16 protein-coding genes and 1 pseudogene are annotated in these 21338 nt (G+C 40.6%); 7 read left to right on the top strand and 10 right to left on the bottom strand.

Annotation, left to right across the window (positions count from 1 at the left end; genetic code table 11):
- Positions 1-6: 6 nt before the first annotated feature.
- On the bottom strand, positions 7-639 hold the full coding sequence (locus tag F947_RS05225; protein WP_004973009.1) for a hypothetical protein: 633 nt from the start codon (positions 637-639) through the stop codon (positions 7-9).
- A gap of 108 nt (positions 640-747) precedes the next feature.
- Between F947_RS05225 and F947_RS05220 the strand changes: the two genes are divergently transcribed.
- Together F947_RS05220 and F947_RS05215 are read left to right on the top strand one after the other, a co-directional pair.
- Positions 748-1149 (top strand): DUF3144 domain-containing protein, encoded by a 402-nt coding sequence (locus tag F947_RS05220; protein ID WP_004973007.1) that lies wholly within the window; start codon positions 748-750, stop codon positions 1147-1149.
- Positions 1150-1290: 141 nt separating this feature from the next.
- Positions 1291-2355 carry an amidohydrolase family protein gene (locus F947_RS05215; RefSeq protein ID WP_004973006.1) on the top strand — a complete coding sequence of 355 codons (1065 nt, stop codon included), beginning with the start codon at positions 1291-1293 and terminating at the stop codon, positions 2353-2355.
- A gap of 96 nt (positions 2356-2451) precedes the next feature.
- Here the strand turns inward: F947_RS05215 and F947_RS05210 are convergent, their stop codons facing one another.
- The 3 genes from F947_RS05210 to F947_RS05200 all read right to left on the bottom strand — a co-directional run bounded on the left by F947_RS05210 (position 2452) and on the right by F947_RS05200 (position 7039).
- Complete coding sequence (locus F947_RS05210) at positions 2452-5268, bottom strand: M16 family metallopeptidase (RefSeq protein WP_035310985.1); 2817 nt, start codon at positions 5266-5268, stop codon at positions 2452-2454.
- Between the two features lie 263 nt (positions 5269-5531).
- Positions 5532-6353: a PhzF family phenazine biosynthesis protein gene (locus F947_RS05205; RefSeq protein ID WP_004973001.1), complete on the bottom strand. Its 822-nt coding sequence runs from the start codon at positions 6351-6353 to the stop codon at positions 5532-5534.
- A gap of 104 nt (positions 6354-6457) precedes the next feature.
- Positions 6458-7039, bottom strand: coding sequence for a M23 family metallopeptidase (locus F947_RS05200; RefSeq protein ID WP_004972999.1), 582 nt, complete (start codon positions 7037-7039; stop codon positions 6458-6460).
- Between the two features lie 245 nt (positions 7040-7284).
- Here F947_RS05200 and F947_RS05195 point away from each other — a divergent pair, with 245 nt between their 5' ends.
- A complete protein-coding gene (locus F947_RS05195) occupies positions 7285-8070 on the top strand; it encodes an rRNA large subunit pseudouridine synthase E (RefSeq protein WP_004972997.1) in 786 nt (261 codons plus the stop codon).
- A gap of 95 nt (positions 8071-8165) precedes the next feature.
- On the opposite strand, the gene F947_RS05190 is transcribed toward F947_RS05195, so the two are convergent.
- A complete protein-coding gene (locus tag F947_RS05190) occupies positions 8166-9869 on the bottom strand; it encodes a M61 family metallopeptidase (protein ID WP_004972995.1) in 1704 nt (567 codons plus the stop codon).
- A gap of 204 nt (positions 9870-10073) precedes the next feature.
- On the opposite strand from F947_RS05190, the gene F947_RS05185 reads away from it, so the two are divergent.
- The 3 genes from F947_RS05185 (at position 10074) to F947_RS05175 (ending at position 13847) form a co-directional block, all read left to right on the top strand.
- Complete coding sequence (locus tag F947_RS05185; protein WP_004972993.1) at positions 10074-11384, top strand: D-alanyl-D-alanine carboxypeptidase family protein; 1311 nt, start codon at positions 10074-10076, stop codon at positions 11382-11384.
- 283 nt (positions 11385-11667) lie between these two features.
- Entirely contained in the window at positions 11668-12150 is a 483-nt protein-coding gene (slyD, locus tag F947_RS05180; RefSeq protein WP_004972992.1) for a peptidylprolyl isomerase, read from the top strand.
- A 254-nt stretch (positions 12151-12404) separates the two neighbouring features.
- Positions 12405-13847: a cryptochrome/photolyase family protein gene (locus tag F947_RS05175; protein WP_004972988.1), complete on the top strand. Its 1443-nt coding sequence runs from the start codon at positions 12405-12407 to the stop codon at positions 13845-13847.
- Positions 13848-13929: 82 nt separating this feature from the next.
- Here F947_RS05175 and yaaA read toward each other — a convergent pair whose 3' ends face one another.
- The gene (gene yaaA / locus F947_RS05170) at positions 13930-14709 is read right to left on the bottom strand and encodes a peroxide stress protein YaaA (protein WP_004972986.1); all 780 of its coding nucleotides are present in this window, start codon (positions 14707-14709) and stop codon (positions 13930-13932) included.
- A 449-nt stretch (positions 14710-15158) separates the two neighbouring features.
- Here yaaA and F947_RS05165 point away from each other — a divergent pair.
- Positions 15159-15904, top strand: a pseudogene (locus tag F947_RS05165) (IS5 family transposase).
- A gap of 74 nt (positions 15905-15978) precedes the next feature.
- On the opposite strand, the gene F947_RS05160 reads toward F947_RS05165, so the two are convergent.
- The 4 genes from F947_RS05160 to pheA all read right to left on the bottom strand — a co-directional run bounded on the left by F947_RS05160 (position 15979) and on the right by pheA (position 21004).
- Complete coding sequence (locus F947_RS05160; RefSeq protein ID WP_004972981.1) at positions 15979-16344, bottom strand: hypothetical protein; 366 nt, start codon at positions 16342-16344, stop codon at positions 15979-15981.
- 135 nt (positions 16345-16479) lie between these two features.
- Entirely contained in the window at positions 16480-18726 is a 2247-nt protein-coding gene (locus F947_RS05155) for a bifunctional prephenate dehydrogenase/3-phosphoshikimate 1-carboxyvinyltransferase (RefSeq protein ID WP_004972980.1), read from the bottom strand.
- A 3-nt stretch (positions 18727-18729) separates the two neighbouring features.
- Entirely contained in the window at positions 18730-19821 is a 1092-nt protein-coding gene (hisC, locus tag F947_RS05150; protein ID WP_004972978.1) for a histidinol-phosphate transaminase, read from the bottom strand.
- A gap of 73 nt (positions 19822-19894) precedes the next feature.
- Positions 19895-21004: a prephenate dehydratase gene (gene pheA, locus F947_RS05145; RefSeq protein WP_004972976.1), complete on the bottom strand. Its 1110-nt coding sequence runs from the start codon at positions 21002-21004 to the stop codon at positions 19895-19897.
- Between the last annotated feature and the right edge of the window lie 334 nt (positions 21005-21338).

The raw sequence follows: 21338 nt of genomic DNA, 5'->3' as shown, positions 1-21338 counted from the left end.
AAAAGATTAACGATATTTACCAAATACTTTCCATGTTTGGTTATCTGCCAAAGGGTCTTGATAACTGTCACTGCGCTGCTTACGTGGCTTATCTCGGGCATCGACCAGTTCAAAATGTGGTTCGACACTTAACACAATACCATTCACATAAAAACGGGTGCGCGTGTAGTCACTTTGCCCATGCTGAAACACATAAGTACGCAAATCAATAAACTCACGATGTGCCACCAGTGCTGCACTGTCATCGCTGTCTAACCAACGCTGCATAACCTGAATTTCCTGCGGTTCAAATTGCCCACATTTTTCAATCAGGCTGGCAATCCCTCGAAAAGTTTTCGATTCTTTGGCGCGGGTTTTATTCACTCGAATCCGATCGACATGAAAATAAAATAAGGGCAAGTTCAAATGACTGGGTAAATGCACCGCATCAATGACTACATCTTGCATAAAAGGCTGAAATAAATCCTGTGCACGTTCAATCAACCCTGTCCATTGTTTATAGTATTCTGCTACTTCTGCGCGTGTTCCATAATAAATCGGCAAGCCTTCAACATGGGCAAGTTGCACGGGTGGCCAAATATTTTGACGTAATAAAGCAATGTCGCTTTTTAAACTTTGTACCGCAATCGCATCTTGCATCAACCACTCCAATTTTGCTTAGGCTATTTTTAGCTTAAGGCAAAGGTTTTGTTTCTGCAAGGCTTTGCCTATAATGAAACATTCAGATTTTTAGCTTAGGAAAAATTCATGGTTCAAAAGATTGAAGCAACCGATGTAACCGAAGAAGAAGCATTAAATGCGGCTTTTTTTGAACGTGCCGATGAATTTATTAAACAGGCCAATGGCTTCTGTCATTTTGAAAAAGGCTCCACAGTAAAACCTGCCGAAATTCGTGGTCAGGTGAGTGCTGCCATGTTATTTGCTACTGCACGTTTTAATACTTGGGTGGCAGCCAATAATTTTAAAGATGGCAATGAAATGCGCGATGCCAAAGACCAAGTTATGTCATATATCTTGCAGCAATTTCAAATGATGCTTGAAGATAACTATGATGAATATTGCGAACAGTTTGAAAACTATTTGCGCTTCCGTCACAACGAAGAATTTCATACCCACAAACATGATCACGACCACTCGCACGATCATTAATTTTGCATATAAACAAAGCCCTACGGGGCTTTTTTATTGCGGCTAATTTTCAAACTTGTAGATTTCGATAAATAACCCTTCCCTTTTGTAACATGATGGCTTTGAATAGTGAAATAATAGCGTCATAAAAACAGGATCATTATGCAGAATCTAGGATTTGCACTCATTGATGCACATATTCATCAGTGGGATCCGTATAACACGCCACACAGCGCACGACTTGCTGTTAAGCTTTTGGGCAAGCATCCCAATTTGCTAGATAAAACCATCCGCCTGATAAAACCGAAAACACTCATTGAAACTTTGGGACGCACCGAGCACGTCACATCGCCCTATTTACCTGAGCATTATGCCCGCGACTTAGGTTTTTATACGGCTGAAAAAGTTGTGCATATTGAAGCCAATTGGCACAACCATAAAGGCAAAGGTGTAGTTGGTGAAACCGAATTTATAGAAAGTCTGGATTTTAAAAATAATGGTTTGGCTTTGGGCGCGATTGTCGCCACTGCAGACCCGCGCGATTCTAATGTTAAGAAAATTCTAAAATTACATCACAAAGCCTCTCCAAACTTCCGTGGAATTCGTAAAATGGCAGCCGTGCATGAAGATCACGGGATTTTTGCTTGGGCAGACGAACCACACTTATATCGGAACAAAAAGTTTCTAAAAGGTTTTGAAGCTTTGGCTCAATATAATTTAAGTTTTGATGCATGGACGTATTCGACCCAATTGGGTGATGTCTTGGCATTGGCCAAACAATTTCCAGAAACTTCTATTGTGCTTGACCATTTGGGCACACCCGCAGGACTGTTCGGGCAAGTTGGCACACATACAGGCGTGACCAAAACAGCACGAGAAAATATTCTATTTCGTTGGCAAGAAGATATTGCCGAGTTGGCACACTGCCCAAATGTTTACAGTAAAATTTCAGGGTTATTTATGCCTGTTTTAGGACATCAATTTCACTTGCAAAAACGTGAAGCCTCAAAACAGGAAATTATAGATTTAACTGCACCACTGATTCAGCATGCCTTACAAAGCTTTGGAATATATCGGTTGATGTTTGCTTCCAATTTTCCAATGGATCGAGTGAGCACGTCTTTAGTCAATTTAATTGATGCGACTAGTGATATTGTTGCGGCCTATCATCCAAATGCTTTGCAGCAAGTGTTTCATCATAATGCCAAACAGTTTTATCGTTTATAAAGCTTTAGCCAATTGAGCATAGATAGCAAACTTGAAGACAAAAAACGCATCGAAATGGATGCGTTTTTTGTATCTGCTCAAAATTAAATTGAATCTTTATTTAGACTGCGGCTTTAACGGCAGCACCTCAACATTGGCTTGACCATATTGATCGGCGGCTACTTCAAGCAAATGTTCTAAGCGTAAATATTTCTGAATCACAGCATCTACATCGGCTTTGCTGAGTTTTGCTAACGCTTGATCACGTCGCTCACGGTAACGTAAATCACGACCTTGTTCTAATTGCGGTACCAACATACGGTGGATACTGCGTTCATCTTCTAAGGCAGTCACACGTTTTTTCAAAATATCGGCTTTTGCAGCTTCAACTTCTTGCAAGCTGACACCATCACGGCGCAAATCCTGCAACACTTTATGCACCGCCTGTGACACTTGAGTCGACTTGCCTGCACTGTATTGCGCAGAAATACTGAGTGCACCCGATTGTTCAAATTCACTTAAACTCAAACCACTACTAAAACCATAAACCAATGCATTTTTTTCACGTAGTTCTTGCGCCAAACGTGAAGACAATTGCGATTCGCCCAAAATATAACTCAGTACCATCATGGCAGGTGTGTCAGGATGATTCACGCCCAAAGGTAAGGTCAATAGACTTTGATAACTGCCAAATTCACGCTGTTCTGCTAATACATGCAACTTTTTCGCAGGATATGCCGTATAGGCTGAATCTAAGCGTTGATATGCTTCCGTATTACGCGATTGTCCTAAACGCTGAACTAAAGTTTTTTTGATTTGTTTCGGATCAAACTCACCTGTAATGGCAATATGTGCATGATTCATAGCAAAAAATTGACGATATAACTGCTGCACCTGTGCTTGGGTTGCAGCTTGCAGTTGTTGCTTCGCAAATTCAGGCTCGAAGTGATAGCGTAAATCGCCTTGCGGGTAAATTTCAATTAAACGCACCATAGTCAAAGCTGCTACAGTTTCAGGCTCGGTATAAGGTCGTTCTAAACTGGATAAACTTTGAGAACGAATTAAATCAAACTGACTTTGCTCAAAACTCGGGTTTTGCATGACATCTAAAACAAAGTTAAAAAACGCATTAAACTTTTCTTTTTTCGCCACAATTTGAATATGAATTGCGTTGCCATCGGCTTGGGCAAATGCTGAACCACCTGCAGCAATTGACTGATCGGCAATGTCTTGCAAGCTATGCTCTTGAGATGCACGCAGCAGCAAATACGCGGTTAAATCCAGAATTTCGCCCTGCTTAAATAAAGATTGTGCCGTACCAAAATTCACCGAAATGGTCGCATAGGTTTTATCATCACGCGTTGCAGTTGGAAATAATGCATATTCGGCACCATTTTTTAAGCTGCCACGCTGAATCTTTTTTTCATTTTTAATCAAAGCTTGTTTAGATTTTTGCACATAGTCTGTCACTTCTTGCTGATAACTTTGCACATCTTTCAAAGGTGCAACAGGTGCATCTTGCTGATCTAAAGTTTTTGCTACATTTGGATTATTTTTTGCTGTGAGTGCCTGTTTTTGATCTTCAGGAGTGGGTTGAATATCCCCTATTATGCGATGTTCTGCAGTAAAAAATTGTTTTAAACGCTGATTCAGTTCATCTGCATTTAACTGTTGAATATTGTTTAAATCACGCCAATATTGTGTCCAATCACCTTGATACGCCACAGCATAATCACTCAAGCGACCACCCAAAGCCACCGCATCATTCATCACACTGTCTGCCTGATTTTGAATCAAGTTTTTCACACGTTGTAACTCGGCATCATCAAAGTTTTTTGCCTGCTCGATACTTTGATTCAAGCCAGCTTGTAATTGCTTGGCATCATGATTCGGTGCATACAAAGCCCCCATCAGCACCAAATTAAAATCTTGATCTAACCAAGTGCTGGACTGCACCATGGTACTTTTGCCTGTTTCTACCAGTGCTTGATACAAATGCCCACTCGGTTGCAACGTATGTAAATAAGGTGACAGCGCCAAAGCGGTTTTGATCTTTTCGTCATTGCCATTTAAATACAGATTAAATTTGGCCAGTTGACTGCCCTTTTGTACCACAAAATTTCGTTGCTGAATTTTGTTACTGTCTAATCGAGGCACTTGTACTTGTTTGGGAATTTGTCGTGCTGCAATTGGACTAAAATGTTGATCAATTTGTTTTAACACCGCTGCCTGATCAAACTTGCCTGTCATCACTAAAATGGCATTATTCGGCGCGTACCATGTGCGGTAAAATTGATTTAATTCCTGCATTTTGATGGATTGCAGTTCGTTTAAATCGCCAATAGGTAAGCGTCCGAAATACTGATTGCCATAGGCCGATTTCCACACCTGATCTATCAAGACTGAAAACGGTTGATCCATCCGCACTTCACGTTCACGCTTTACAATCGCAATTTCGGCAGGCACATATTTTTCCTGCATGACCAACTTATCCATGCGTTCCGCTTCAAGATAAATCATCTCATTGACTGCGCGAGTTTCAGGACGAATGATGTTGGTGTATTTAGTCGAATAATAGTCGGTGCTGGCATTGTGCATTAAACTATATTGATCTAAACGGCGCTGAAATTCCTCGGCAGGTACATTTTCTGTACCTTTAAATGCCAAATGTTCCAACAAATGTGCCAAACCACCTTTGCCTTGGGGATCATTCAATGAGCCCGTTAAATACACCATATTCATAAAGACTTTATTTTCTTTTTGATTGGGTGCCAAAATGACTTTTAAGCCATTATCAAGTTGATATTCTTGTATTTCTTGCTGAGATTTTACTAAAACTGGCTGGGCGAAAACCACGCCATTGAATGCCAGTACACATAAAGATAAAGTGAGGGTTTTAAAACGTAGCAACTTCTTTTTCCCGATTGATTTCATTCTATTTTTGATTTGCCATCGAAAATGGCAATTTTCAACTTGAGCTTAACAGCATACCAAGCTGCGATTAAATCAACCGTAAAAATTTGCAAAATATATGATTTAAACCAAGCAAAACTTGCAAACTACTCTCATCTCAGCTTTTTTCCAATAAAGAAAGATGAAAACTCAATATGACAAAAATAAAGCAATGATCAATCGTAAATTTGACTATGCATTTGATCATTTTTAAAGGATGAAAGAAATCTAATGCAGGACATAGTTTAAATCATGATTTCGCCCTGCAAATATAGCTGTGCATAACCTGAAATTTCGATACGACCATTAGGCAACATCTTGCAATACAGTATGCCACCTCGGGCTGAAGCCTGATAAGCCACAAGTTCAGTTTGCTGCAATTTTTCTGCCCAAAGTGGTGCAATTGCAGTATGAATTGAGCCTGTAACAGGGTCTTCTGCAATGCCCATAGCGGGTGCGAAATAACGCGACACACAGTCATACTGTGCATTTTTAGAAGCAGTAATCGCAACATCATCACTCGACTGTGCTGTGATAGCTGTACGCAATTGTCCCAATTGTTTTAATAATTCAAGATTCGGCTGTTCATCTAGCACATCTTGTACCGATTCATACTCCACAATATAAGCTTGCGCATTGATATAGACATTTTTAAATGGTTTAGTCAAAGCTTGGCGTAAAATATCGGGATAATCTTCAACTTTCTGGGCAGCGCGTATCGGGAAATTCATGCAAATTTTGCCATCTTGCTGTTGCTGAACTGTAAAAATCCCCAAATTTTTCACATGAAATTGAATTGTATTTGCCTCTGTATAATCCTTAAATAAAACAAAGCTGCTGGCAAGTGTGGCATGTCCGCAAAAATCGACTTCTGTTATGGGGGTAAACCAGCGGATTTCAAAGTTTTCTGCATCTATCATTTTGACAAAAGCGGTTTCGGACAGATTATTTTCCAATGCGATATTTTGCATTAAATCATCAGCTAACCATGTTTTACTCACAAGCACGGCGGCGGGATTGCCTTTAAACAATTCATGGCTGAAAGCATCAACTTGGTAAATTTTCATGATTAAATGGTTTGTCCTAAAAATAATGACGGCTACCTAATATGAATAGGCTTGAAACATAAATGCTAAAAATATGTCATATTTATAAAATATTAGAGCTGAGGTTAGCGTGAACTTGCTAGTAAATATGGATAAGGATTCACAGCCCCATGCCCGCGTAGATAAATGCCATAATGCAAATGTGGCGGCGTGTTTTGGGCATTGCCTGACGTGCCAACAAAACCAATAACTTCACCAGCTTCAACCCAGTCTCCCACATGAATATGTTCGGCATAATCATCAAGGTGTGCATAATAATGTTGGCTTAATGCAGGCCCAGTAATCCAAATGACTTTTCCACCTAAGCGGTCTAAACCAATTTTATGCACAACGCCATCTGTCGCCGCAATGACGGCTGTACCACGCACCGCAAAAATATCAGTCCCCTGATGCTTTCGCCCTTCACTGCGTGCTGCCCCCCAGGTATCTTGTATTTGAGCAAAATTTACACCTTTCACTGGAATTTGTAGTGGAGTCACTGGAATTTGTAGTGGAGTCACTGCGAATTCAGTTTGTTGCAATTTCCAGTATAAATACGGGGTTTGAATTCCTGCAGACTTGCCAGACACGGGTGGCTGACATGCACTAAGCAAAGCCAGCATTGAAAAGCTAAAGAAGAGTATAAAGCACCAATGACCTTGTTGCATAACATCCTAATTTATATTCATACACGTTTATCTTAATTTTATGCATTATAGATGCCTAGTCTGTTTCTGTAGTTTAATGCACACACAAAAAAATAATTGTCTTTAAGCAATACTTTCCCCTATTCTTATCGCATAATAGACCCATCTTAAACACACTGTATTTGCGATTTAATTGGAAATCGCCCGTTTTTCCTTTTAAATACTCTCAATTTTCCCAATTTGTTGAATTTAAAGAAGCACTTCTTATGAAAATCGTCATCTTAAATAAACCATATGACGTTCTCTCTCAATTCCGTGAAGATGAAAAACATCTCACCATGTCGGCTTTTGTTGATGATCCAGACTTACGTTTAGCTGGTCGTTTAGATATGGATTCGGAAGGCTTGGTGTTCTTGACTGATCATGGCGGCTTGAATCAGTTTATTACCAATCCAGCCAATAAAAAATACAAAACCTATTTGGTTCAAGTCGATGGTGATGTCACTGAAGATGCCTTGGCACAATTGCGTAAAGGCGTGGAACTGAAAGATGGCATGACTTTGCCTGCGCAAGCGTATAAAGTCGATGAGCCTGAATGGTTGTGGGAGCGTGATCCTCCTGTACGTTTCCGTGCTTCTGTACCTACTTCGTGGATTGAAATTTCAATTTGTGAAGGTCGCAACCGCCAAGTGCGTCGTATGACGGCTGCGGTTGGTTTTCCAACTTTGCGTTTAATCCGCACCAAAATTGGTTCAATTGACTTGGTACAATTGGGTTTACAACCCGGTGAAACTAAAGAAATCGAACCGTTGTTGTATCCTGATTTTAAAGATGTGCCTGCTGCTGAACCGTATCGCTCGCGTTCGTATGTGAAAAAACCTGGTGGTACGGGTGGCAAGCCAATCCATCAAAAGAAAAATAAAGATGGCACTACCAAGAAAAAATCAGGTACGCCACGTATTTGGCAAATAGAAGAAGGTGAAAAACCACGTCGTAAGACCAATGGTACTACACGCCCTAATACCAAAAGCCGTGGACGTCGGGCACGTTAATGAGTTGGTGAGTCAAAACTCAACTTGTTCAAGATACAAAAATGGATGCCGAAGCATCCATTTTTTTATAGCTGAACTTTAAATTAAACTTTAACTCAGCCTTTTAACCACTGTTCTACTTTTGCCTGATCTGTAACGCTTAATGCCACTTCTGGCAATTCAATCTGCGCAGCATTCAGTTCAAAAGTCATCAACTCATCACGGCGGAATGCATGAACAGTATAAGCTGCATCCTGTTTGGCATATTGCTCAAGTGATTTTACAGATGCCTTTAAGCCATCAATCGCAACAATCACATCAAGCGCAGAAAGTCCTGCTTTTGCCGCAGCACCTTCACGATGGGCAGCTTGTACCAACACCCCTTCAGGTTTATCTGCCAATTTTAAACCAAACGGCAAAGACTTATCCTGTTTTAGCTGATAATCAACGCCAAATTCAGGCAATAACTGATCGAGCGGCAATTCATCAGTCGTGTTAATTAAATGATGGATTTGCTCCGACCAATCATCTCCTGTCAATTCTTTACATAATTCAAAGATAGTGCGCTCATGCACTTGAATGCCCTGTTGCGCATTAGCGTACAATTTCTGCATTAAGGCATCTAAGCTTGAACCACGCAAACGCAAGCCCAAATCTAAACATAAAGCCACCAAACAGCCTTTGTTATAGTAGCTGGTTCCTGCATTGTTCGAGTTTTCATCCTGACGATAGAACTTGACCCAAGCATCAAAACTAGATTCTGCTACCGTTTGAATCGCACGACCCGGATTTTGCAAATAACGATCAATTTGTGCTTTGAGCAACTCCAAATAAGCCGCCAGATCAATTACACCACTACGCAGCAATAACAAATCATCGTAATAAGACGTAAAGCCTTCAAAAATCCATAACAGCGATGTATAACCTTCCTGATTCAGATCATAATTCACAAAGCTTTCAGGACGAATGAATTTCACCAACCAACTATGAAAATACTCATGGCTGCACAGACCTAAAAAGCGCTGATAATCTTTAGAAGGTTGTTCAGGTTCGTTAGCTTTCGGCAAATCATCACGAGGTGTAATTAAACTGGTACTGTTTGGATGCTCTAAACCGCCATAGCTATTGCCTGTTGCCATGGTCATAAAGGTATAGTTTTCAAATGGCGCAGAACCAAACATGGTAATTTGTGTAGCACAAATTTTTTCAATATCTTGCTGCATACGCGCAGCGTTCATTGCATGTTTGCCCGAAACCACAAATTCGTGTGGAATATCTGCTGCGGTAAAACTAAAACGGGTTTGTTCTGCCAATTCAAACGGTGCATCAATCAGTTCGGCATAGTTTTTGGCTTTTAAGGTATAACGCCCTTTAACCAAACTTTTTGCTGCCAAACCTGTCGCAAGCTGAAAATGCTTCAGCTCGTCTGGTAAAAATAATTCAACTTCAATAGCTTTATCTTCTTGCCCATCTAAGCCCAAACAGGCACAGGCAGGATTGACGTATAAACGGGTTTGATCGACATAAGCGCCACGCACTGACAAATCATAAGCGTAGACATCATATTCCACCGTAATCAATTCATGATCGATATTAAATAAGCGCCATTTATTCTTTTCAAATTTCTGAATTTTAAGGATACGCCCCGCTTCATCATAAGCACGTACCGACTCAAGATGTTTGGAAAATTCACGAATTAAATAGCTGCCTGGAATCCAAGTGGGTAGAGATAAAACCTGAGTAGGATTAGCCAAAAAACGCACGGTGACATGAATAAGATGCTGACGATAATCGTCAAATTCGATTTGATAATGCAACATAATGGGCAATACAAAATGTATAAATAAGAACTTGGCAACAAGCTTAACATTTTTTTAGCAATTGATGCGTCAAGATGAGATTTGTCTGCATTTATGGGTAGCCATCTGAGCAAAAAAGGCATAGCATTCCCTAGTCAATTGTTATTGTTTTTGCTGCTTAAAACCATTGTGACACCAATGGATTGGTGTAAATAAGGAACTTCTTTGAAACGTGTTATCTATCTGATCGCGCTGCTCTGTTGGCTATGCAGCGCAATCACGCATGCCGCATTATTGAATATTCAAGCTGAAAGTGTAGAAGCCAAAGCATGGGCAATTTTAGACCCACAATCTGGACAAGTGATTGCAGAGCACAATAGTCACGTACAACGTGCACCTGCTTCACTCACTAAAATGATGGTGGCTTATATTGTGCTCAAAGATATTCAGGCAGGTAAATTAGACCGACATGAAATTTTGACCGCAACACCTGTGGTACAGCAAGTGATGTGGGATGAATCACAAATGTATCTAAAAGCAGGTGAACAGATTTCGATAGATCAGCTATTGGCAGGCTTAATTATTATGTCTGCTAACGATGCTGCACTCACTTTAGGTGAACGTGTTGCAGGTGGTGTTCCGCAGTTTATCGCCCGAATGAATCAGGAAGCGCAAGCTTTGGGCATGCAAGATACACATTTTCAGAATCCATCTGGTGTGACTATGCCTAATCATTATTCTTCTGCGGCAGATATGGCACGTTTAGCACAAGCGATAGTGATTGAGACACCCGATTATTTGTCTTATTCAAAACAAACTAGTTTTACCTACAATCATCACTTTCACCGTGCGACCAATATTTTATTAAAACAAGACCCAAGTGTAGATGGGTTAAAAACAGGCTTCACCAAAGCTGCAGGTTACAACCTTGCCTTAACTGCAAACCGCCCAACATTGGATAGTGCTGCACCTGAGCGTCGTTTAGTGGTGGTGGTGATGGGAACCAAGAGTGCGCAAAAACGCGCTGAAGTGGCACATCAATTATTAAATTTAGCCTATAGCTATACCCGTAATGAAGTCGCGATTAAACCCAAACAAATGATTGCAGAATTGCCTGTGGTGAAATCCACCTTACGCATGTTTAAGATTGAAAGCAGTCAGCCAAAGTTTGTGACGACATCGCTGTATGAACAGCCACATGCAATTAACATGGCGCAGTTTGATCAAAGCACTCAACGTTTACAACTTCTGAATGCACAAGGTGGATTAGAAACACTTGAACCTGCACAGCGTACACAAACGCATGTCAATATTGAATTGTCTGAAAAATTGCTGACTGCGCCATTGGCACAGGTCATGAAACTGGCAACCGTACACGTCTATCAAAATAATCAATTGATTAACAGCTTTGCGATTGAAGAACAGGTCAACATTGTTGAAGCCAACATTTTTGAAAGAATCATGATGTGGTTTGGTAGTTTGTTTAATTTCTTTAGCCATCAACCTGTAGAAGATGAGAAAACTTCACTCGGTTAGAAGCCGATGATCCTCAAGAATTAAATATCACCAAGATGGGCAATGTCCCATCTTTTTTATTGTCATCTACACATCATACAAAGGGCTTAAAATGAACCTGCAATAAAATCTGCAAATTTATAGGTATGACGCACAAATTTGCATTGAAATTATAAAAATTGCCCCGATTAACTAAAAAATGTCATAAAAAACTCGGAAAAGTGAAGAATTTGCAGAAATGTCTATAACAAATTCCACGTTTCACTTTATGATGTACCCTTAAAAAATTGAATGGATCAATAACATGACTGCTATTGCAAATGACCTCGTGGTTTCTTTCCACTACACATTGACTAACGCAGAGGGTGAAACTCTCGACAAATCTCAAGGTGAACCACTTGCCTATTTGCATGGTGCAGGTAACATCATCCCTGGTTTAGAAAAAGCGTTAGAAGGTAAAACAGTAGGTGAAAAATTTACTGTAAATGTGCCTGCAGCTGAAGGTTATGGCGAATACAACCCAGACTTAGTACAAGAAGTTCCTGCACAAATGTTCCAAGGTGTAGACAACATCCAAGCAGGCATGCAGTTCCAAGCGCAAACTGATGATGGCGTTCAAATCGTAACTGTAAAAGCAGTTGAAGGCGACAACGTCATTGTTGATGCAAACTTCCCGCTTGCTGGTCAAGATTTAACGTTTGAAGTTGAAATCGTTGAAATCCGTGAAGCTTCTCAAGAAGAATTAGATCACGGTCACGTACACGGTGCGGGTGGTCATCACCACTAAGATCAGTATTGATCGAAGCAAAAGGCAAAGTATTTTTACTTTGCCTTTTTTGTTTGTCATTCTAAAATTCAGGATAAGCACATGACTGAAAGATCCTTTCAGGCAGACTATTGCGGAAAGATCATTACAGGAAAAATCAACACAGCACATTGTCGTTTTATTGGACAATTAAACCCTTCGCATTTAAGACAATTTTACCCAGTCATGCTTATAATGAAGTCACCTTTCTAGCGCTCACATCAAGCATTCTTCCCATGCAAAACTATAATTTAGTTTGGTTCCGACAAGATTTAAGAATTTCAGATCACACCGCGCTTTGGCATGCTAGCCAAGCAGGAGCTTGTATTGGCGTGGTGATTCTTTCGCCTCAGCAATATCGTTTACATCACGATGCGCCCATTAAAATTGACTTTTACTTGCGTCAATTAAATGCACTAAAAGACGAACTCGCACAACTCAATATCCCACTGATTGTTCAAATTACACCATCTTGGACTGACATTGCACAAATGCTGCTCCAACTATGCCAAACATTAAAAGACTCACATCCGATTCAAAATATTTATGCCAATATTGAATTAGGAGTGAATGAACTAAAACGTGATCTTGAAGTTCAACAAACCTTAAACCAACACGGTCAGGACTTGATTTTGTACCATGACCGTACGCTTTTTCCTGTGGGTACGGTGCGCAATCAGAGCATGAAACCTTATCAGGTATTCAGTGCATTTAAAAAGTATGCCTATCAACAGTTGAGTGTCAGTATTCCGCGTTGCTTTCCTCTGCCACAAGCTCAAACGTCGATCCAACTTCCTGAACAATATCTCTCTACTGTACCAAGTTTAGAACACTTAGGTTTCGACCCACTTCCAACGGCACAACAAAATTTATGGGCAGTCACGGAACAACATGCACAGCAATTGTTGGATGATTTTACGCGTGAACAAATGCAAGATTATCAGCAACAGCGTGATTTTCCAGCGTTGTCTGGTACCAGCCAATTATCTGCGTATTTAAACTGTGGCATTCTCTCCATTCGGCAATGTCTGGCTGCGGTTTTTGCGCATTCACAAGGACATTTTCATCTTGAAAATACAGGGCAACAAACTTGGTTAGATGAATTACTGTGGCGTGAGTTTTATCAACATATTTTGTTTGATTATCCCAAAGTTTCAAAGCACCGCCCTTTTAAAGATCAGACCGCACAGGTGGCGTGGCGAAATGATCCTGCAGGTTTAGCAGCATGGCAACAAGGAAAAACAGGCATCCCCATTGTGGATGCAGGCATGCAACAACTTTTGCAAACGGGCTGGATGCATAATCGAGTCAGAATGATTTGCGCAATGTTTCTGTGCAAAAACCTGTTAATTGACTGGCGCTTGGGCGAACAGTGGTTTATGCAACATTTAATTGATGGTGATTTGGCTGCCAATAACGGTGGCTGGCAATGGTGTGCCTCGACTGGTACAGATGCAGTGCCCTATTTTAGGATTTTCAACCCTGTGAGCCAATCACAAAAGTTTGACCCCAATGGTGATTATATTCGCACATGGCTACCTAAACTGGCTCATTTAGATGCCAAAAATATTCATGAACCATATGCGAAAAATCCAAATCTAAAACTGGATTATCCGCATCCAATTGTAGATTTAAAACTTAGCCGATTACGTGCCATAGAAGCCTTTAAACAGCTTTAAGAGTACAAACAGGAGATTGGTCAGTCTCGCCCCTATCTGCCATAGGTTAGCATGATGGGAGATTCAACGATTAAACCGACAGTTAGGCGGCTTGCTCGTCACGTTTAAAGACCAATTCGCCTTTTAAAGAACTGTCTGCATCGAAATAATAACCTTCACTATTGAATGCTTTTAAGTCTTCTGCGCGTTCTAATTTATTCTCGATGATAAAACGTGCCATCAAACCACGGGCTTTTTTGGCATAAAAACTGATGACTTTATATTTACCATTTTTCTGATCTAAAAATACAGGTTTAATAATTTCAGCCTGAATTTTTGCTTCCTGCACCGACTTATAATATTCATCGGAAGCTAGATTAACTAATAATGCCGACTGGTTATGTTTTAAATCTTGGTTAATTAAATTGGTGATGATATCGCCCCAGAAACGATACAAATTTTCACCGCGCGCATTATGCAACTTAGTGCCCATTTCCAAACGATACGGCATCATTAAATCTAAAGGACGCAATAAGCCATATAAGCCAGAAAGCATACGCAGGTGTTGTTGAGCAAACTCAATATCTGCAGCAGACAAACTATAAGCATCTAAGCCTGTGTACACATCACCTTTAAAAGCAAACATGGCCTGACGCGCATTGGCAAGATCAAATTCTGCTTGCCAGTCACGAAAACGCTCGACATTTAAAGTGGCAATTTTTTCACTCACACTCATTAAACTGGCAAGTTCAGTAGCAGAAAGTTTACGCGCTACATCAATTAACTCTTGTGAATGTTCAAGTAATCTAGGTTGAGTATATTCATCGCTTGGTAATGCAGTTTCATAATCTAAAGTCTTGGCTGGAGAAATTAAAGCGAGCATAAACCACCTAAATAAAAAATACTGCGCTCACTATAGCAGCAGCTTTCAACAAACTCCAATGCGTGTTTTTGTTTAACCCTATCGGAAAAACACGTTGCGTTGTATTGCTAGAAGATGATCTCTTAGATCAATCCAACGTGGAGGCTGAGGTGCTTTTATTTCAGTGTCTGCTTTAAAAAAACATTGATTCACTCTGATCAGTTGAGCTTATTTTTTTTATAGTACTTGCAACATTTCTCTAGGCAATAAAAAACCCACTTAACTCTCCCAAATTAAGCGGGTTAAATAAAAATTATTTTGTTGTATTGTTCTTGCTGCTTAATATACGGTTGCGATGTGTCATTTAGATGACATTTCAATTAAAAAATGAATAGGATCTGTTGACATTTGCTGTATAAAAAATAGCGAGATAGTAAAATTCAATCGCCAAACCAAATTCACTACTCGCTATACCTCGTAAAATGTTGAATGATCAACACTGGTCTAAGTTAAAAGCTATTCTCGCAATTTTAATATTTATCTCAAATCAAATTTGAGAAATTTTTTTGAGGCAATCCTATATCGTATTAGAACAGGATGCCCTTCGAGAGATTTACCCGAGGTTTTTGGTAATCTAAACTCAATTTTTAAAAAGTACAATCGCTGGTCTAATAAAGATAAGATAATGAAAATATTTAAAATATTCTCAGAGAACGCTGATCGTGAATGGATATTTATTGATGCTACTCATGTTAGAGCACACCAACATTCAGCAGAAATCCCTAATCAGGATATTTCAAAAAGTGTTGGGGGTAATAGTTCTAAAATTCACTTAGCTATTGACTCTCACGGTAACCCGATCGAATTTATTATTTCAGATGGAACCACCCATGATGTCAAAGTTGCCCCTATTTTAGTCGAACAATTAGATTTAACTGACACTGAAATAGTCTGTATGGATAAAGGCTATGATTCTGAAATATTAAGAGAGCAGATTAAAAATTAAAGTGCTAAAGCGAATATACCGAAGAAATCAAACACGAAATCAAGTAATGATCATATGGACTGGTATTTATATAAAATCAGACACTTAGTTGAGAATGCTTTTTGCCGTTTGTAGCAATTCCGAGGAATTGCTACACGGTTTGATAAACTAAAGCGAAACTTTCGAAGCGCAGTTGCCTTAGCTTGTATTTATCTGTGGCTGCCTTTATGAAATGTCAACAGACCCTATTTTTAATTTAAAAATCAAGTATAAATTTTAAACATCCAACGTCTTTGCAGCTTGGTTTAACCTTTCCATTCAAACTCACTAAAAGATTGGTCTTCTTTCAGAGTATTTTCTACCGCTTGCGCCAATTGATTTAATAAACTTTGCTCGGTAATTCGTTCTAGCCAGTCTTGTTCCTCATTTGGGTATGAAGTAATTTCACAAACAAGATGCCCATCTTCACCACGGCTTTGACAGTTTACTGCCAAAGGCAGCGCATGTTGATCTACACTTACAGCGACTTGTGCACCACTCTGCGGCAACGTTTGAAAGCCATAATGAGATAAGTTTTGTGAAAGTAAATTCGCCACATAATTCTGTGCCAGAGTGCAATCTTGTAACTCTTGTTTATTTTCACAATTCGCCATAAATTTTAATTTGCGCATGCTCGAACCCAAAGGCTTTTTTCTTGTATGGGTTTAGCATAAGCAATAAAACGCAAACAGCCAAGCAAAAGCTTGGCTGTTTCAGCATAAAGTCTAGGCTTTGCGACTCTTCATCGCAGCCCCTATCGTTTTGGCTTATTCTGTCACTTGAATATTCAGACCTGCCACACCTGCAAGCTCAGTAAAGGTAGGGAAACTTGTTGCTACTGTTTCTGTACCTACAATTTTAATTTCACCAGAAGTACGCAAGCCTGCCATAGAGAAACTCATGGCGATACGATGGTCATGATGTGATTCAATCTCGCCGCCTGTAAATATCGCTGACCAGTCGCCTGCTTTGCCTTTACCCTGAATGATGATGCCATCGTCAGTTGGTGTGCAGTCAATGCCCATGGTTTTTAAACCATCTACCATCACTTGAATACGGTCTGATTCTTTTACGCGCAATTCTGCAGCACCTGTCAGTACAGTTTGACCTTCAGCACAAGCTGCAGCAATGAACAATGCAGGAAATTCATCAATCGCCAATGGCACTTGATCTTCAGGAACATGAATCCCTTTTAAAGTACGTGAACCACGAATACGAATATCTGCAATTGGTTCACCGCCTGCAATACGTTCATTTTCCACGCTCAGGTCTGCACCCATTTGTTTCAGAATTTCAATCACACCTGTACGGGTTGGGTTAATGCCCACCGCTTCTAAGGTTACATCTGAATTTTCTGTAATGGCTGCACCCACCATGAAGAATGCCGCAGATGAAATATCAGAAGGTACTTGAATATCTGTACCCACCAATTTACCGCCGCCTTGCAATGAAATACGGTTACCTTCAGTTTTCACTTCATAACCAAATGCACGTAACATACGTTCGGTATGGTCACGCGTTGGTTCAGGCTCAGTCACTGAAGTTTCACCTTCTGCCCAAAGCCCTGCCAATAAAATACCTGATTTCACCTGTGCAGATGCCATTGGTAAATCATAGTGAATACCTTTTAGCGCTTGCGCACCTGTAATAGATACTGGCGGTGTGCCACGTTCACCTGTCGTTTGGATTTGCGCACCCATTTCACGCAATGGTTTTGCAATACGCTCCATTGGACGCTTGGTCAATGACGCATCACCAGTCATAACAGAATCAAACTGCTGTGCAGATAACATGCCTGCCAACAAACGCATAGATGTGCCTGAGTTGCCCATATAAATTGCGCTTGCAGGTGCTTTTAAACCTTGCATGCCTACGCCATGAATGGTGACTTCACCATTTTTAGGGCCTTCAATGCTCACACCCATATCACGAAATGCTTGCAAAGTCGCCAATGCATCTTCACCTTCAAGGAAACCTGTCACATGCGTAGTGCCTTCGGCAATTGCACCAAACATAATGGAACGATGTGACACAGATTTGTCACCCGGTACGGTAAATTTACCTTGGAAAGTCTTAGCACCCGGCAAAATCGTAAATTGTTGTGTCACGTTATTGTTCTCCATAAAAGGTTTCTTGGCGAGCATATGATTAAAATGCTGTCGTGCCGCTTGTGCATGTCCAAGCAAGCCCATTAAAGCATGCGAGTCTTCTTGTTCAATCAGTTGGCGAATAATCGCGAGTTGACTTTCAAAGCCATCCACCGCTTTTAACAATGCAGTTTTATTGGCAAAGAAAATGTCATGCCACATTTGTGGATCGCTAGCAGCAATACGTGAGAAGTCACGAAAGCCACCCGCAGCATAGCGGAAAATGTCTAAATTATCTTCCCGATTTGCCAATTGTTCGACTAAATTAAAGGCCATTAAATGTGGAAGATGACTGGTATATGCCAATACCTCATCATGTTTTTCCACATCCATGCAAATTACTTCGGCTTTGGCGCTTTCCCACATTTGAATCAGTTTATTGACTGCCCACGTCGCACTGCTTGGCAATGGTGTCAAAATGACTTTGTGATTGGCAAATAAATCAACCTTGCCTGCATGCACGCCTGTATGCTCTGCCCCAGCAATTGGATGCCCGGGTACAAAACCTGCAGGTAAATGTTCTCCAAAAACCGCTTTGGCTGCAGCCACGACACTGCTTTTGGTGCTGCCTACATCGGTCAGAATTACATTATCTGCCAAATGTGGCTGAATTAATCGCAAGACTTTTTCTGTGGCTTGCACAGGTAGCGCCAACACCACTAAATCTGCGCCTTGTACCGCATCTACAGGATTGTTAAAGCCTTGTTCAATTAATCCTAATTCCAAAGCATCTTGCAGCGTTTTTTCAGAACGGGTCGATGCCACAATATGCCGACTTAAGTTTTCTGCCAGCATTACACGTGCCAAACTCGAGCCTATTAGCCCGAGTCCGATAAATGCAACTTTTTCAAACAATGGTTGCGCCATGTTTTATGCCTTCGCTTCCTTGCCCAATACTTTGGCTAATGCACGCAGGAACTTGGCATTTTCTGCTTCTGTGCCAATTGAAACACGTAAATGGGTCGTAATACCCACAGGACGTACAATTACACCTTCTTTCAATAAGGCATTAAAAGTTTGACCCGGATCGGCTTCTACATCTACCAAAATAAAGTTAGCACGTGAAGGCACATAATTCAGACCCAATGCTTTAAAGCCTGCTTCCAATTGCGCCATGCCTGCTTTGTTGGCAATACGTGATTTTTCGATAAAATCTTCGTCTTTTAATGCCGCAACCGCAGCCACCATTGCCAAGTGATTGACGTTAAATGGTTGACGAATACGGTTTAAATAATCGGTCACTTCTGCAGAAGCTAAAGCAAAACCAACGCGCAGCGCCGCCAAACCATAGCACTTAGATAAAGTACGGCTCACGATTAAGTTTGGATATTGCTCAAGGAATTTAAGGCTATTGAAGTTCTCTGGAAAATATTCCACATAGGCTTCATCTAATACCACAATCACCCGTGCAGGAACTTTTTGCATAAAGGCTTCAAATTCAGCCTCTTCAAACCATGTGCCTGTTGGGTTATTTGGGTTGGCAATAAAGATTAACTTGGTGTTGTCTTGAATTGCTGCCGCCATAGCATCCAAGTCATGTGAAAAACCTTTGGCAGGCACTTCAATCGCTTGAGCATTAATCGCTTGCGTTACCAAAGCATATACTGCAAAGGCATGTTGGCTGTACAACACTGAATCTTGATCTGAAACGAATGCGCGAGCAAACATTTCTAGCAAATCGTTTGAACCATTGCCCAAAGTAATACGGTCATGCGCAAAGCCAAATTGTTTTTGAATTTGGTCTTTTAAAATAAAACCACCACCATCTGGATAGCGACCAATTTCAGCAATTTCTGCTGCAACGGCTTCTTTGACTTTGTCTGAACAGCCCAATGGGTTTTCATTTGAAGCAAGTTTGACGATATCTGTAATCCCCAACTCACGCTCAAGTTCACTGATTGGTTTACCTGGTTGATAAGGCTTTAACTTCGAGATGCCTTCATTGGCTGGGACAAACGACATTTTACACTTCCAGTTGACTAGGTGGTGAATGTGGCGCGCATGACAAACATGCACACCACTAAATTAAATACGGTTATAACACGGCAGCAGGATAAGAACCCAAGACACGAATTTCTTTCACCAATGGACGGATTTCTTCAATCGCTGCACGTACATTGTCTTGCTCGACATGCCCTTCTAGGTCAATGAAGAATACATAGGCCCATTTTTCAGGCAAGGCAGGACGTGTTTCAATACTGGTCAAGCTAATATTGTGCTTCGCAAATGGTGCAAGAATCTCAAGCAATGCCCCTGCGCGGTCATGTGCAGACACCAACAATGAAGTTTTATCATTGCCACTTGGTGGAACTTTCTCACGACCAATCACCAAGAAACGTGTGGTATTTTCTGGGTTATCTTCAATATTGCTATGTAAAATTTCGAGTTCGTAAATATTGGCCGCAATTTCAGAAGCAATTGCAGCAGAATGCCATTCATTACGAATACGGCGCGCTGCTTCTGCATTGGAGCTGAGTGCCACACGTTCTACACCCGGATAATGCACATCTAACCATTTACGGCATTGTGCCAAAGTTTGCTGATGCGCATAAATTTGTTTAATGCTGTCTTTACGAGTGTTTTCTGACACAAGGAATTGGTGATGAATACGCAATTCTACTTCACCAATCACATTTAATGGCGATGATTTAAAGCAATCTAAAGTATGGTTCACCACACCTTCAGATGAGTTTTCGACAGGTACTAAACCATAGTGTGCACTGCCTGCTTCCACTTCACGGAAAACTTCATCAATAGTAGGCAAAGGACGCACAATCGCATCTTGACCAAAATGTTTAAGTACTGCGGAATGCGTATAAGTACCAATTGGCCCTAAAAACGCAATACTTTGTGGCGCTTCAAGTGCCAAACATGCCGACATAATTTCACGGAATAAACGTGCCATGGTCACATCAGACAACGGCCCTTCGTTACGTTCCATAACATTACGTAAAACTTGCGCCTCACGTTCAGGACGGTAAAACAACGGGCTCTCTTCTGCTGCAAATTTTGCTTTCGCCACCGCTTCAGCAAGTCGTGCTCGACGGTTAATCAGCTGCTGAATCTGTTGATCTACAGAGTCAATATCTTCACGGATTTTAGCGAGATCAAGAGAAGTCGTTGTGTTCTGATCGTCTTGGATCATTGTTATGTCGCCCTTCATAAACATTTTGCAAATAGTATAACAATAGTTAGCTTTCAAATGTTGCGCAATACAACTTTCAGTGTTTCAGATTTAAAAACATACAGTTGATCTAAGCATCACCAATCTATACATTTAAGCCGCAACTTTGCACAACGTACTGCTAAAACTGGGTAACTACGCTTTTCCCTTTTACATCTTTAATTCTAAGCGGAGTAATTTTATTTTTAAGTGTAATTATCAATCAGCTCATTGCTTTTAAGTCTGATCAAATTCATAAAAAAAGAGCCAGCACTGGGCTGACTCTGGTGATGATCATTGAGCTTTATTCATTCGG

It is taken from the genome of Acinetobacter towneri DSM 14962 = CIP 107472, from assembly GCF_000368785.1.
Taxonomy (GTDB): domain Bacteria; phylum Pseudomonadota; class Gammaproteobacteria; order Pseudomonadales; family Moraxellaceae; genus Acinetobacter; species Acinetobacter towneri.
The sequence above is the reverse complement of the archived record's forward strand: the minus strand, read 5'-3'. Positions and strand labels throughout refer to the sequence as shown.

Excerpts from the sequence above, each read along its gene's own strand:
- F947_RS05220 (WP_004973007.1), top strand. The coding sequence starts at position 748 with ATGGTTCAAAAGATTGAAGCAACCGATGTAACCGAAGAAGAAGCATTA.
- F947_RS05160 (WP_004972981.1), bottom strand. The coding sequence starts at position 16,344 with ATGCGCAAATTAAAATTTATGGCGAATTGTGAAAATAAACAAGAGTTA.
- yaaA (WP_004972986.1), bottom strand. The coding sequence starts at position 14,709 with ATGCTCGCTTTAATTTCTCCAGCCAAGACTTTAGATTATGAAACTGCA.
- F947_RS05175 (WP_004972988.1), top strand. The coding sequence starts at position 12,405 with ATGCAAAACTATAATTTAGTTTGGTTCCGACAAGATTTAAGAATTTCA.
- hisC (WP_004972978.1), bottom strand. The coding sequence starts at position 19,821 with ATGTCGTTTGTCCCAGCCAATGAAGGCATCTCGAAGTTAAAGCCTTAT.
- F947_RS05200 (WP_004972999.1), bottom strand. The coding sequence starts at position 7,039 with ATGCAACAAGGTCATTGGTGCTTTATACTCTTCTTTAGCTTTTCAATG.
- F947_RS05155 (WP_004972980.1), bottom strand. The coding sequence starts at position 18,726 with ATGGCGCAACCATTGTTTGAAAAAGTTGCATTTATCGGACTCGGGCTA.
- F947_RS05215 (WP_004973006.1), top strand. The coding sequence starts at position 1,291 with ATGCAGAATCTAGGATTTGCACTCATTGATGCACATATTCATCAGTGG.
- F947_RS05225 (WP_004973009.1), bottom strand. The coding sequence starts at position 639 with ATGCAAGATGCGATTGCGGTACAAAGTTTAAAAAGCGACATTGCTTTA.
- F947_RS05195 (WP_004972997.1), top strand. The coding sequence starts at position 7,285 with ATGAAAATCGTCATCTTAAATAAACCATATGACGTTCTCTCTCAATTC.
- pheA (WP_004972976.1), bottom strand. The coding sequence starts at position 21,004 with ATGATCCAAGACGATCAGAACACAACGACTTCTCTTGATCTCGCTAAA.
- F947_RS05190 (WP_004972995.1), bottom strand. The coding sequence starts at position 9,869 with ATGTTGCATTATCAAATCGAATTTGACGATTATCGTCAGCATCTTATT.
- slyD (WP_004972992.1), top strand. The coding sequence starts at position 11,668 with ATGACTGCTATTGCAAATGACCTCGTGGTTTCTTTCCACTACACATTG.
- F947_RS05205 (WP_004973001.1), bottom strand. The coding sequence starts at position 6,353 with ATGAAAATTTACCAAGTTGATGCTTTCAGCCATGAATTGTTTAAAGGC.
- F947_RS05210 (WP_035310985.1), bottom strand. The coding sequence starts at position 5,268 with ATGAAATCAATCGGGAAAAAGAAGTTGCTACGTTTTAAAACCCTCACT.